Source organism: Acinetobacter sp. 243_ASPC, assembly GCF_001054715.1.
Classification (GTDB): Bacteria; Pseudomonadota; Gammaproteobacteria; order Pseudomonadales; family Moraxellaceae; genus Acinetobacter; species Acinetobacter soli.
Window position 1 is genome coordinate 1 of record NZ_JVOR01000103.1, and the last position, 13,472, is coordinate 13,472.

A 13,472-nucleotide genomic window follows, 5' to 3' on the forward strand; every position below is an offset into this window, starting at 1 on the left:
TCTTTGTATCTTTCCATGGTTTCGCATTTTTTCTAGGTGGAATCTCCGCATGCGCTTGCCGATCTGGGGTAAAAATAGGTTAAACATTTTTATTGTCATCAACATATATAAGAAACCAGTTTTGATTTCAACTTCCACCACTTTTAACTTCGGTGTTTTATGGGAGGATTACCAGATAATCCAAATAAAAGATATTTAAAATAATACTTTACTTTTAATTTGATTTTGAATATTTTTCACACATACAAAAAATAAACCCAGTAGGGTTGAGGGCTGATATTAAAAAAACCACCTATTTTTGAGCTAAAGCAATATGTATTGCTCTAAGCCAATAAGCATATACCAAACTTTATCTATATTCAGAACTATATAAATCTAATTAAATTATTGAATTTGATTGATCTTTTCTGTGTTTTTTGTGGGATATTTATGTCTTTAATTATTAAAACTCAAGCAAATGGTATTCATCAACACGAAACTAAAGCATTAATTAGGATTAGAGAAGCTTTTAGCGTAGAAGATGAAATGAGAAAAGTGAGTCCTTGGTATGGTTATGCAGGCTATACCTTGGTGGATCAAACCTCAAAAAAAGAGGGGGAATTCGATCTAATTTTAGTGACCAATAGTATTCTGATTATTGTTGAATTGAAAGACTGGAATGGGAAGTCGATCAAGACAGCTGATGGCAATTGGTATATGGATGATCGTGATATGGGTGTGTCACCAGTTTCTTTGACACGCCAAAAACAATTCATTCTTATGAATAAATTAAAGGTATTAAAAAACAAATTTCAGGGTAATCGAGGTTTTGTACCTAGAGTTCATTTTTATGTTGTTATGTGTGGAAAAGTTAATTTCTCTGGCTTGCCTGATGAAGATCTAAATCACGTAATAAGCCTAGAAAAGTTTCTAAAATTTGCCACCAAAAATAATTTTAATAAAGAGTTCAAACCACACCCACAAGCTCAACATTTATACAAAGATTTTGAATTAATCGATAAGATTTTCACAAGCAAAAACAACCCGCCTAAACAGGTTGTTGTGCATAAATATAAACAGGACGATGAGCTTATCTCTCACCCTAATAAGCTTTATGTGGAGTATGAGGCGACCTCTACAATATCTCGTTCTGACAAAGCGATTATTAGACAATGGCAATTCGCAAATTTTCATAATTTGAGTATTCAATCTCCTAAACTTAGAGCTCATTTACTGAATCATGAGCGTGCTATCAGTGCTGAGTTTAAGCAAAGTAACCATTTATATAACACGGCACTTGTTCCTTTGATCATGCCAGAGGAAGATCAAATCACTCAACAATACAATGAGTTGGTCGAATATCGCCAAAGTCATCTTCGATTCAATGACTTCATAACTACAATTAGCCAAAATCTAAGTGAAGAAGATAAACTAGATTTAATACAAATTTTATTAAGCAAATTTTCTGAAATGCACAAAATTGGCGTTTCACATGGAGATATTAATGCACATTGTATTTGGATCTCACCTCAAAAAGAGGTAGGAATTTCTCACTTTTTAACAGCTGATACTAAAAGTATTGATAATAATATTCGTGAATTACAACCCGAACTGTATTTTTTAAATGATACGTCTTGCTCAAAGTTTGAGAATGTTTCAATGTTTAAGAAAGATACTTATATGCTTGCTGTTTTAATATGGCATTTATGGTCGAATATTCGGTTAACGTCTAAGTCACTGAGCAATATTAGTGTTGAAAGTTCACACTGGATAGGTGATCTAGTTAAAAAGGCTATCAATCTAGAAGTTGAAGATGCAACCCAATTGCTACGCCTTTTCAATACCAATAGACCAGTACAATCAGTTGAGTTTAGCGTTGATCCGACACTATTAGAACAGTACATTACGACGGATAGAATACATAAAGCTTATCCAGAGGATTACGAGCTGTATGAAGATGAAGAACCTGAAGTTATTTTATATCGCTCAGGTAATTTGCTCGTTAAAGAATGGTCGGATGTACATATAGAGGATTTAACATCGAGTGACATTCTTAAATATCAGCATTTCTTTGAACGTATTTATGAGACAGACGAGCAAAATTTACCTTATTTACCAAAGCTTGTAAGAGTTGGCATTTCTACTAAGTCGAGATCTTTGTTTATCGTCAATGAATATCAAGAGGGTTTTAGAGCCAATGAAATTAACACGACAAATGAGGCCCGACTATTGTTGGCTTCTAACTTAATTGAAGCAATTCTTCATTTGCAGAAACTTGGTTTACCTATTGGTAGAATTTCTAGTTTCAATGTTCTATTTAATTTAGAAGAAAACAGTTTTGTATTTAACGACATCATAGATATAAACCATACAGTAGATCTTGAATGTGAATACTATCCTGAGCACATTGATAACCCAACGAGTGAACAGTGCCAAAACTTCGCAATCATGAAATTAGTATGTGACATCCTAGATTTCGAGATTGGTAAAGATAGTACTAACTTTAGATGGATTAGTGACGCTGTTAAATTAGAGCTTGAAGAAAGTGAATATCCTTTAGGAGATCTTAACCGGTTATTGGATAGTATTGAAACTGCTCAAGGTAATAGTGATACACTAACTATTCGAGTGCCTGTGCCAGATAAGTTTAATGAACTTACAATTTACGGCGACAATAAACGTGTATATGTGTCATTAGAAAAGGGCCGTAATGCCAAAGACATAGTTGTTAAAATGCAGGGTATTGGTGGCTCTATACAATTTATTTTAGATTCTGAAATTAAAAGTATTAAATTTATCAGTGGTGTGCGTGAGTCGCATGTGGTGCCACACTACATTGTAGATCAAGCTGTACTAGAGATTAATGTAGCTCTAGATGTACAACATGCAGTTGGCCGTTCAGATTATTCAGATCTTTCTAATTTTCTTTTTGGACTTGAAGAATTTGTAACTGCTATCGATGATATTCTTGCAAGTCAATTAAATGATCAAGAAGAAAGTGTTGGTTCTCAAATATTATCGGGTTTAGAACAAAATATTAATCCTGATGTACCGTTAATTTTAGATCAATATTCAAATGATATCACTGATGAGGTTAAAAATTTAGCTGCATTGAATATTGATACTAGAAAGCTATGGAAAGCAATTTTAGAAACGGAGACAGAGGCGTTACCTTATATCGTTTTATCGCAACCACTACAGTTTGTTGATAATAAAATTTATATCGCACGCTATGAAGATGACAATGATGTATTAGACAAATTCCCTAAAGACTCAATCATCAGCCTGATCCATAAAACTATTGATTTTAATGGCGACGACAGGGAATTCCGTGTAGGGGACATTGATATTCAACACTCTTTAGCAGGTGAGTTGCGAGTGAAAGGTGTTAAACATGCGGATAAAATTAAAGTAGGTGAGGTCTTATACCTACGCACGAAAGCAGATAAGTCATCATTTTTAAAAAGAAAAAATGCTTTAGAACAGATTCTCAGACGGCAATCGGATATACCGAATTTAGTTGATTATTTTGAACCTGACTCAAATATCAATCCTATTTGTTATGACATTGAGGTAACAGACCAAGATTTTGAGAGATATAATCAAACAGATCAAACGGGCAAGGTGGTTGTTAGTCTGAATGATTTACAACGAAAAGCTTTTCGTAAACTTATCAATTATGGTCCAGTTTCTATTCTCCAAGGTCCCCCAGGTACAGGTAAAACGGAGTTTATTGCTGCATTCGTTCATTACCTATTCGAGAAACAGAATGTCAATAATGTATTGATGGTTAGTCAATCACACGAAGCTGTGAATACAGCTGCCGAGCGAATTAGAAAACATTCTAACCGCTTGAATACGCCGTTAGAGATTGTTCGTTTCAGTAATAGAGAAAGTGCAGTATCGAATAACTTAAAAGATGTTTACTCAGACTCAATCATTTCAACACATAAAAATCTGTTTTTAAGTGAAATGGAACAACGGGTTTTATCTGTAAGTCAGTCCATTGGTGTTGATCGAGAATACTTAGCATGTGCCTTGTTCCTAAAAGTACAATTATTTGGGCATTTATCAAGAATGTTGGTTTCAAGCGAATTGCCAGAAGAAAATCTAATCTCAAAAACTGAGTGGAATAAACTAGCCGACAAGCTTATTGAAAGACTCAAGGGCTATTCACCTGAGCTGTATTCATCATTGGTAGGTTTAAATAGCCGCCAAATTTTAGATCGTGAAAATCAAATTTGGCAGATGTTAGATGATGCTTTTGAAGTGTATGGTAAAGCTGCCATTAACGCTAAAGCACTTGTAAAAATTGCGTTTGATTACGATGAGTTAATAGATAGTCCAAATGCAAATTATGAAACATATCTTTCAAAAACCCGTCAATTTGTTTGTGGTACATGTGTAGGAATAGGACATCATTCGATAGACATCACTAACCAATCATTTGATTGGGTCATTATTGATGAGTCAGCGAGATCAATTTCATCTGAATTAGCTATTGCAATGCAATCGGCTAAAAGAATCCTGTTAGTTGGTGATCATAAACAGTTACCGCCACTCTATTCACCGGAACATGCAAAAGCACTTGGTCGTAAATTAGGGGTCTCTAAAAATCGTATTGAGGCTAATCTAAAAAGTGATTTTGAGAGATTGTTTAACTCTCCTTATGGTAAGACAGTTCAAGGAAAGCTTTTGGTTCAATACCGTATGGCACCGGCAATTGGAGAAATGGTATCTGCTTGTTTCTATGATGATGAATTAAATACTGGTGTTATCGAACTTTTAGGTCATTCTCAGCACAAAGATATGGTACGCATGGTGCCACATATCTATCAGCAATCTACCGTTAAAGAATTACGCTCTACTGTCACATGGGTAGATACCTCAGAGAAATTCAGTGATGGAGTGGGGACTACATTCTTCAATAGACACGAAGCTCGTAAAATTATTGATTTGTTAGAGCGTATACATGCAGATAAACAATTATTGAAAGAGTTAAAAGACATATCTAAGCTGAATGAGCCACCTATCGGCATTATCTGTATGTATGGGGAACAAAAACGTCATTTGAGGAGGCAGTTCAACTCTAAGTCTTGGAATGAGGATTTTAAGAACCTAGTGAAAATTGATACGGTGGATAGCTATCAGGGTAAAGAGAATAGAATAATCATATTGTCAATTACTCGTAACAGTGAAGATAACAAAATCGGTTTCATGAAAATGCCAAATCGAATCAACGTTGCCTTATCAAGAGCTATGGATAGATTAGTTATATTTGGTGCATCAAGATTGTGGAACATGCCAAAGCATCAAGAAACTCCATTGGGTGAAGTTTTTAGCTATATCAATGAGCGATTAGGTGATAAAGATCACTATCAATATATAGCTGATCCTAAATTAGAAGCAAGACGACACGCTAACACAGGAAAGAATTCACGTAAAGGAATCACTCATGACTAATTACAGCATTCCATATCATGATGTGGATATCCTAATCCCTGCGCAACGCTTTGAAGTTAAGTTTAATTATACATCAAGTCAAATGCCAAATTTCATTGACTCAATGATTATGAGATTACTTCGTATTAGCCCAATGTCAGCAGATAGTGTTGCAAATTTTTTAGGGTTGAATCAAAGAGAATCCAGAATAGTATTGGAACAACTTATTACAAATAATGAAATTGAACTAAAAAAGGATGATTTATTTCATCTAACAAATAAATCAATGAAATATTTCACAACTGTAGACTCAATACCTAAAGTGGCATCAATTCTGGAGCACACTCAAAATTTGATGTATGAGTTAACTAATTTCAATTTCATTCCGGAAAAGCCTGACAATAATATGTATGGTTTGAAATTAATCGCTTCAAACTCGAATGCTGCAAACAGTGAAAACATTGTGCGTGATAGATTCCAGAAGCAATTTTACCAACTTGTAGAAGATGAGGCCATAACACTAAAAAAAATGGATGGTAGACCAAGCATCTATAAGATGGGTACGGTTAAGAAAGTCAAAGACTGCACGGTACGTAAATCCCTTGACCTTAATATTGATGCCAATGCAGAACCACAAGCAATTAAAGTTATTGACTCTATTATGAGTGAAGAACTTAGAGAGAAAACTTATCAGGTTTTAGGTCAAAGTAAGAAAGGGAACAATATTAAAGACATCGTAGATAATCTAGATGGATTTGAAGAATTTAAGTTACAACAATATTTTAAAGATGGGCGTTTCTTGGCATCGGTAGCACTATTCAATAGTTTAAATGTTATTGAAAGCTCAGAAGATGAAAGTAATCATCAGTTTATAGGACCATGTTATAGCCAAGGTAACACAAAACTTATTCTCAATAAAATTAAAGAGATTATTGCAACTGGTCGTCTAGTTCAGAATATTTATTGGTTGGCACCGGATGATGCCTTTTGGGGAAAATCACTTAGATTTAACACTTTTGTTGGTGCTTTGGGACAGATCAAGAACAAACAAAATGTTGAATTAAAGCTAAAGTGCTTTTTGCCTATGAATAATGAGCAAGATAGAGCATCCATTATTAATTACCGCAAAATCATTGCAAAAGACCATCAGAAATATTTCTATGGAATTAAAGAGGGTTTGCTAGCTGGAAACTTTGAAATGCTTGTTGTAGAAAACGAATTTGCAGTGGTAATTTTGCATGTCTTAGATTCAGAAGCTGAATACTTGACCAGTTTTCCAATAGGTTCAATGAGTACCAATAAGAATATGGTAAACAGCTTGGTGAATTTGTTTGATACTTGGCAACGACCAAAAGAGGAAAATGGGATAAGTTTTGGTCCAATGTTTAAGAAGTAGATTCAGTTGGATGATGCAAAAGTTATTTGATTTATGTATTTTCGAGAATCTTAAAAAGGCGGTTATTCAAAATTTTAAATCCCGCGTTGATCACGGGATTTAGAAGATTGGACATTCCCTCCATAAGGAACCGATGTTGAAAGTAAATGTTAAAGGACTTCACACGTATTACGATGCATTGAGACAAAACTGACTCCCAGAAGGCCCAATACCGAATATGGACGATCATCTGGAATTAGCACAAATGGCAGATGAGGGGAGGATTTCAGCTTTATGGATTCGTGATGTCCCTTTTTACGACCCTAAATTTGGAGATGTTGGGCAAGTTTACGATCCATTTGTTGACCTTGGTTTTCTTGCCGCTGCGACTAAAAATATTACTTTAGGTACAGCGGGTATCGTCTCACCGTTACGTAATCCGATTCTTACGGCTAAGCAAGCAGCATCAGTTGACCGACTATCTCAAGGACGCTTTATTCTTGGGATGTCTAGTGGCGATCGTCCTGTTGAATATCCTGCATTTGGTTATGACTTTGATAATCGCGCAGAACGGTTTCGTGAAGCATGGGAAATGATCCGTACATTAAATGAAAATGAATTTCCAAAAATGGCAACACAATATCATGGGCAATTGGCAGGTAATATTGATTTAGTGCCTAAACCTGTATCCAGTCATTTGCCGATGATTACTATTGGCCGAGCTCGTCAAGACATGTCTTGGTTTGCTAATCAATCGGATGCTTGGATTTGGCATGGTGTTGATCCGAGACGATCGAAAGATATTATTAAAGAGATTGAGGAATTGGGAGATGGTAAAACTTGGCATCCTTTTGGTTATGCGAATTTTCTAGATCTGAGTGAAAATCCAGATGAACCTGCACGTTTACATCATAATATTTTTTTACGAGCTGGTCGAAACACTTTGATGGAATTTTGGAAGCAGCAAGAACAAGATGGTGTTGCACATATTACATTAAATCTCAAACCAACACGAAGACCAGCAAAAGAAGTACTTCAAGAGCTTATCGAAGATGTTGTGCCTCATTTCAGTCTTGTCTAATTAATCAAAAACTTTTTTTAGACTGAAGTTTTAGTGCCTGAGTCTATTTTTCCCAAGGAGGCAATAAAGTCCACTGTTCAACGAGGTAATCGATAAACATTCTGATTCTTGGAGACAAATGTTTTTTGCTTGGATAAATAATGCGAATAGGCTCGGGTTCAACTGTATATTTTTCAAGAAGAGGAATAAGTTGGAGCTGATCAATACTTTCTTGTGTGATATAGGTAGGTAGTTGTATGATACCAAACCCTGAAACTGCAGATGCCAAGATAGCATCTGAACTATCGATTTTCATCTTCTCAGGACCTTCAAAAACATATATCCCCGAATCTGTCTTGAATTTCCAGCTTCTACGATTGTTGCTACCATTTAGAAAAATTGTATCAAATTTTGCTAAATCTTCTGGAGTTTGGGGAGAACCATATAATTTAATATATTGTGGTGATGCACATGTCTGCATTTTTTGCCATGCGATGATCCGAGTTAAAAGTCGCGAATCATCCTTGGGTTCACCAACACGAATACCTATATCAAAGCCTTCTTCAATGATATCAACAAAGCGATCTGTAAAAGAAATGTCTGCTTTTAATCCAGGCCATTTTTTTAGAAAGGTGTCTAAAATGGGTAAAATATATCGATGTCCAAGTGAGTGAGGAGCTGTAACTTTTAAAGTACCAATCGGCTCAAGGCGACGTGAAGCCATTACATGATCAACTTCTTCTAAACCTTCTAAAATCTGCTGGCAATAATCAAAGAGAATTCGCCCTTCATCAGTCAAGCTTAAGCTTCGAGTCGTTCGATTTAATAGTCTCAGTTCCATTTGTTCTTCTAATCGAACAATACTTTTGCCAATAGCAGATCGTGATAAACCTAAATGCTTCGCTGCATGAGTATAACTGCCATATTTGACTGAAGCTACAAAAGCTGAAATATCCCCAATTCTATTGATTTCCATGGCTTTATCCCAATGTGATTATTCATTTGTTGGTAAGGTATTGAATATCCATTAATATTTAATACCTAATTTCTTTAATCTTGAAATCAGTGTCGTTGGATTAATACCTAACTGCTTAGCTGCACCGTCATCACCAAAAATTTCACCCCCACATTGTTTGATTGCAAGTTGAAGATTTGTCATTTCTAACTGTTTAAGCTGTTGTATTGTCAGGACTTGCTCGATTGCTACGGCTTGATTGTGCTGTATGGTTTGAGAGGGTTCTTGTTCGAGCAAATATTGGAAAGAAACAGCACCGTGTTTGGCCATGATTAATGCACGTTCCAACACATTCTGTAATTCACGAATATTACCGGGCCAGTCATAGTGTTGCAGTTCGAGGATATGCTTTTGTGAAAAAGGTAAATAAGGCACTTTACGATTTTCACTGATCAGCTTGGTAAAGTACGAGACCAGTAAAGGAATGTCCTGTTTACGCTCGCGTAATGCAGAAGAATGGATCGGGAAAACATTCAGACGGAAATATAAGTCTTCACGGAAGGAGACTGTAAATAATTTTGTGTAATTGCTGTTCATCAATTTAAAGGTGATTGCTTAAGCGGTCACCGAATTTAATAATAAAGCGGCTCAATATTGAGTATCTCAGAAACTAAATCAGATGCAATTGTTTGAGATTTTTCAAATATTTTTTTAATTTTTTTACATCAATATTCGTAAGCGTCCGCTGAACCCCATACCTATTTTTTAATTTTGGTCGGGTTGCCACTGGTGTGGCAGTAATTCTTCTATTTGGGTCACTTTATGTGTCGGTAACCTTTTCAGCACATCACTTAAATAGGCATACGGATCCAAGCCATTCAGCTTTGCTGACTGGATTAACGTCATAATATTCGCCGCTCGCTGACCACTGCGCAGCGAGCCAGCAAACAGCCAGTTCTTACGTCCCAAGGCCTAGAGGCGCATTTGGTTCTCGATCCCTTGCGCAGCAATGCTGCTCATATCTATAAGCAAATTGCCATCATCCAGATAGCGGCTTAAGGCCTCCCAACGTTTTAGGCTGTAGTTGATCGCCCGAGCGGTGGGAGAACTCGATGGCACCGTCAGATGATGTGGGTTGAGCCATTCATATAGTTGTTGCATCACCGGTTGACTGTGCTGTTGTCGGTATTTGCAGCGGTCTTCCGCTGTACCATCCGTCTTTTTCCTGAGTTCGGCTTCTATCGCATACAGTTTCTGAATCAGCACTAATGCCTGTTCAGCGACCTGACTTTTCCCTAATTATGGTATCCAGTTGCAGAGCTAATAGTGACTTCATTGAATCTCAGCATACTTTTTTAAACACTACCTAAATTTTTAAGGTTCTATAAAAATTATTGCTTTTTTTATACTATGGGGTACTATAGTATTAAAGCTAGCAAATAAGGAGGTCTGATGCCTAATCAGGTTGAAGACAAAAAAAAGATTCTTCTACGCGTCAGAAAGATCAAAGGTCAGACGCAAGCGATTGAAAAAGCGTTACAAGACAATGTGGAATGTGGTGCAATTCTGCAACAAATATGCTCTGTGCGTGGTGCTATTAATGGTTTAATGAATGAGATGTTAGAGGTTCATTTAAAAGACACTTTAGTATCAGGTGAAACCACAGAACAACAACGAAAAGAAGAATTGGCTGAAATCGCCAAGATTCTAAAATCATATTTAAAATAGATCTGTATAAGGAATTATTCCATGAAGTCACGTGCTGCCGTTGCGTTTGGTCCTGGTCAACCTCTTCAAATTGTTGAAGTTGATGTTGCACCACCGAAGAAAGGTGAAGTATTAATCAAGATCTCCCATACCGGTGTGTGTCATACAGATGCATTTACTTTGTCTGGCGATGATCCTGAAGGTGTTTTTCCGGCTATTCTCGGGCATGAAGGTGCTGGTGTTGTAGTTGAGGTTGGTGAAGGCGTGACTAGCGTCAAACCAGGTGATCATGTAATTCCACTTTACACCGCTGAATGTGGCGAGTGCGTATTCTGTAAATCTGGAAAATCGAACTTGTGTATTTCCGTTCGCGAAACTCAAGGTAGAGGCGTAATGCCAGATGGTACCACTCGTTTTTCCTATAATGGTCAACCGATTTACCACTATATGGGCTGCTCAACGTTCAGTGAATACACTGTAGTGGCAGAAGTATCATTGGCTAAAATCAATCCTGAAGCCAATCACGAACATGTCTGCTTACTGGGTTGTGGTGTCACAACGGGTATCGGTGCAGTACACAACACGGCTAAAGTACAAGAAGGTGATAGTGTTGCGGTCTTTGGTTTAGGTGGTATTGGTCTGGCAGTCGTACAAGCCGCACGTCAAGCTAAAGCAGGACGTATTATTGTGGTTGACATGAATCCAGATAAATTTGCGCTGGCAAAAGAGTTTGGTGCAACGGACTTCTTGAACCCTAAAGACTACGATAAACCAATCCAGCAAGTCATTGTCGAAATGACTGGTTGGGGTGTAGATCATTCATTTGAATGTATTGGCAACGTGAATGTGATGCGTGCAGCCCTTGAAAGTGCACACCGTGGCTGGGGACAATCCGTAATTATTGGTGTAGCTGGTGCAGGTCAGGAAATCTCTACCCGTCCATTCCAACTGGTTACTGGTCGTAAATGGCTAGGTTCTGCCTTTGGTGGCGTAAAAGGTCGTACGCAACTTCCAGGAATGGTTGAAGATGCCATGAAAGGTAAAATTCAATTAGAACCATTTGTGACACATACGATGGGCTTGGATCAGATCAATGAAGCCTTTGATCTAATGCATGAAGGTAAGTCAATTCGTACTGTAATTCATTACGCATAATTCCGTCAGACCTTATACTTTTCCATGCATGTGCATTATGAATGACATGCATGGAATCCTCTAAAACGGCACATTATCTGTAAAACAGATCTAACTGTGTAGGCATCGTGTATAGATTGAATAAACCTGCCTACATTTTAAATCTTTATCACTATTCTCTGTGGAGAATGTCAGACTCTTTGTTTACTCGATTTCTCATGAAGTCTTGCTCAACATAGGTAATTGATTATGGAAATAATTGAGAAACATGCTTCTTTTGGTGGGTCGCAAGAAGTGTATCGCCATCAGTCAATAGCATTAAATTGTTCAATGAAATTCTCAATATATCTGCCACCTCATGATAAAGATGAGCGGTTGCCAGTTTTATATTGGTTATCAGGACTGACTTGCAACGAACAGAACTTTATTACTAAAGCCGGAGCACAAAAGTATGCGGCTGAACATAAAGTCATAATTGTTGCACCAGATACCAGTCCACGTGGAGAGGATGTACCAGATCATGCAGATTATGATTTAGGCCAAGGTGCAGGATTCTATGTAAATGCAACACAAGCACCCTGGGCACAGCATTTCAAAATGTATGATTATATTGTGGAAGAACTCAGAAATCTGATTGACCTGAATTTTCCGACCAATCAAGTCCAAAGTATTATGGGGCATAGCATGGGTGGTCATGGTGCATTAGTCATTGGGTTAAAAAATCCTGAGCTATATAAAAGTATTTCTGCTTTTGCACCGATTGTTGTACCTAGCCAAGTACCTTGGGGGAAAAAGGCTTTCACACACTACCTAGGTGAAACCGAAACTTTATGGAAAAGCTATGATGCGATTGAATTAATCAAAAACGCTGAAGTTCATTTACCTATTTTAGTCGATCAGGGAAAAGCTGATGATTTTCTTGAAGAACAGTTAAGGCCTAAGCTTCTTAGTGATATTTGTTTGGAACAAGAATATCCTCTTACACTTAACCTAAGAGAAGGCTATGACCATAGCTATTACTTCATTGCGAGCTTTATAGAGAAACATATAGAGTTTCACAGCAAATTCCTAGCAAAATAACTTTCATGGATATGAGGATGTGCAATGTTGTTCTTGAATGCTTCTTGAGCAATATTTTTTGATTCAAATGTTAATGATATTAACTTGAATAAATTCATAGCATTATGTCGAAATAAAAATCTAAATTTTGGCTCAGCTATGAGAATTTTTTTAACTTTTATACAACAAAACTTTCTGACATGCATACATTAGCAATGTCAGAATCAGTTTGAATTCTAATCAATTGTGGAGTTTTAGTCATGCTTAAAACAGCTTTATATGTCCGGCTTGAAGCTAAACCGGGTAAAGAAGACGAAGTGGAAGCTTTCCTTAAAGGCGGTTTACCTATTGTAATGGAAGAATCTGCGACAGTTGCGTGGTTTGGCCTACGCCTTGGACCTACAACATTTGGTATTTTTGATGCATTTCCTGATGAGGCGGGTCGCCAAGCACATTTATCTGGCAAGGTTGCAGCTGCTTTGATGGCTCAGGCCGAAGAGCTATTTTCAGAGCCACCGTCTATTGAAAAAGTAGATGTTTTGGCGAGTAAATTACCAGGTTAAACCGACGCTTAAATGTATGAGTGTGCCGCCTGAAATTTTGAATGAAAGGCAGCACTTTAACGCTGTGAGGTTTGTCAGAGGCTTTTTATTCAAGTTTGACTACTTTATTTAATGACTTAATCTCATCATTTACATGGAGCAATATCCAAAACAGGGGCTTTGTTGCACAAAGATTTGAAATGCAAAGCGCCCCTAATT

General features: G+C 37.0%; 8 protein-coding genes and 2 pseudogenes. 7 read left to right on the forward strand and 3 right to left on the reverse strand.

Going from position 1 to position 13,472, the window contains the following annotated elements; translation table 11 throughout:
- Positions 1-429 precede the first annotated feature (429 nt).
- The 3 genes from ADA42_RS13775 to ADA42_RS13785 all read left to right on the forward strand — a co-directional run bounded on the left by ADA42_RS13775 (position 430) and on the right by ADA42_RS13785 (position 7,877).
- Positions 430-5,442: an AAA domain-containing protein gene (locus tag ADA42_RS13775; protein WP_048765764.1), complete on the forward strand. Its 5,013-nt coding sequence runs from the start codon at positions 430-432 to the stop codon at positions 5,440-5,442.
- Entirely contained in the window at positions 5,435-6,817 is a 1,383-nt protein-coding gene (locus ADA42_RS13780) for a hypothetical protein (protein ID WP_048765766.1), read from the forward strand. Before ADA42_RS13775 ends, ADA42_RS13780 begins: the two co-directional genes overlap by 8 nt.
- A gap of 208 nt (positions 6,818-7,025) precedes the next feature.
- The gene (locus ADA42_RS13785) at positions 7,026-7,877 is read left to right on the forward strand and encodes a TIGR03571 family LLM class oxidoreductase (protein ID WP_265732712.1); all 852 of its coding nucleotides are present in this window, start codon (positions 7,026-7,028) and stop codon (positions 7,875-7,877) included.
- 43 nt (positions 7,878-7,920) lie between these two features.
- On the opposite strand, the gene ADA42_RS13790 is transcribed toward ADA42_RS13785, so the two are convergent.
- From ADA42_RS13790 to ADA42_RS18120, 3 genes and pseudogenes are all read right to left on the reverse strand, one after another.
- Positions 7,921-8,832 carry a LysR family transcriptional regulator gene (locus ADA42_RS13790; protein WP_048765770.1) on the reverse strand — a complete coding sequence of 304 codons (912 nt, stop codon included), beginning with the start codon at positions 8,830-8,832 and terminating at the stop codon, positions 7,921-7,923.
- Positions 8,833-8,883: 51 nt separating this feature from the next.
- Positions 8,884-9,375, reverse strand: a pseudogene (locus tag ADA42_RS13795) (sigma-54-dependent Fis family transcriptional regulator); the annotation flags it as partial.
- Between the two features lie 201 nt (positions 9,376-9,576).
- A pseudogene (locus tag ADA42_RS18120) lies at positions 9,577-10,107 on the reverse strand (IS66 family transposase); the annotation flags it as partial.
- A 156-nt stretch (positions 10,108-10,263) separates the two neighbouring features.
- Here ADA42_RS18120 and ADA42_RS13805 point away from each other — a divergent pair.
- The 4 genes from ADA42_RS13805 to ADA42_RS13820 all read left to right on the forward strand — a co-directional run bounded on the left by ADA42_RS13805 (position 10,264) and on the right by ADA42_RS13820 (position 13,274).
- Complete coding sequence (locus tag ADA42_RS13805) at positions 10,264-10,539, forward strand: metal/formaldehyde-sensitive transcriptional repressor (RefSeq protein ID WP_048765776.1); 276 nt, start codon at positions 10,264-10,266, stop codon at positions 10,537-10,539.
- 21 nt (positions 10,540-10,560) lie between these two features.
- On the forward strand, positions 10,561-11,673 hold the full coding sequence (locus ADA42_RS13810; RefSeq protein ID WP_048765778.1) for an S-(hydroxymethyl)glutathione dehydrogenase/class III alcohol dehydrogenase: 1,113 nt from the start codon (positions 10,561-10,563) through the stop codon (positions 11,671-11,673).
- A 228-nt stretch (positions 11,674-11,901) separates the two neighbouring features.
- Complete coding sequence (gene fghA, locus ADA42_RS13815) at positions 11,902-12,732, forward strand: S-formylglutathione hydrolase (RefSeq protein ID WP_048765780.1); 831 nt, start codon at positions 11,902-11,904, stop codon at positions 12,730-12,732.
- A 239-nt stretch (positions 12,733-12,971) separates the two neighbouring features.
- Complete coding sequence (locus ADA42_RS13820; RefSeq protein ID WP_048765781.1) at positions 12,972-13,274, forward strand: putative quinol monooxygenase; 303 nt, start codon at positions 12,972-12,974, stop codon at positions 13,272-13,274.
- Positions 13,275-13,472 lie beyond the last annotated feature (198 nt).

Bases quoted from the DNA above. Each gene is read 5' to 3' on its own strand.
- ADA42_RS13775 (WP_048765764.1), top strand. From the start codon at position 430: ATGTCTTTAATTATTAAAACTCAAGCAAATGGTATTCATCAACACGAA.
- ADA42_RS13780 (WP_048765766.1), top strand. From the start codon at position 5,435: ATGACTAATTACAGCATTCCATATCATGATGTGGATATCCTAATCCCT.
- ADA42_RS13790 (WP_048765770.1), bottom strand. From the start codon at position 8,832: ATGGAAATCAATAGAATTGGGGATATTTCAGCTTTTGTAGCTTCAGTC.
- ADA42_RS13805 (WP_048765776.1), top strand. From the start codon at position 10,264: ATGCCTAATCAGGTTGAAGACAAAAAAAAGATTCTTCTACGCGTCAGA.
- ADA42_RS13810 (WP_048765778.1), top strand. From the start codon at position 10,561: ATGAAGTCACGTGCTGCCGTTGCGTTTGGTCCTGGTCAACCTCTTCAA.
- fghA (WP_048765780.1), top strand. From the start codon at position 11,902: ATGGAAATAATTGAGAAACATGCTTCTTTTGGTGGGTCGCAAGAAGTG.
- ADA42_RS13820 (WP_048765781.1), top strand. From the start codon at position 12,972: ATGCTTAAAACAGCTTTATATGTCCGGCTTGAAGCTAAACCGGGTAAA.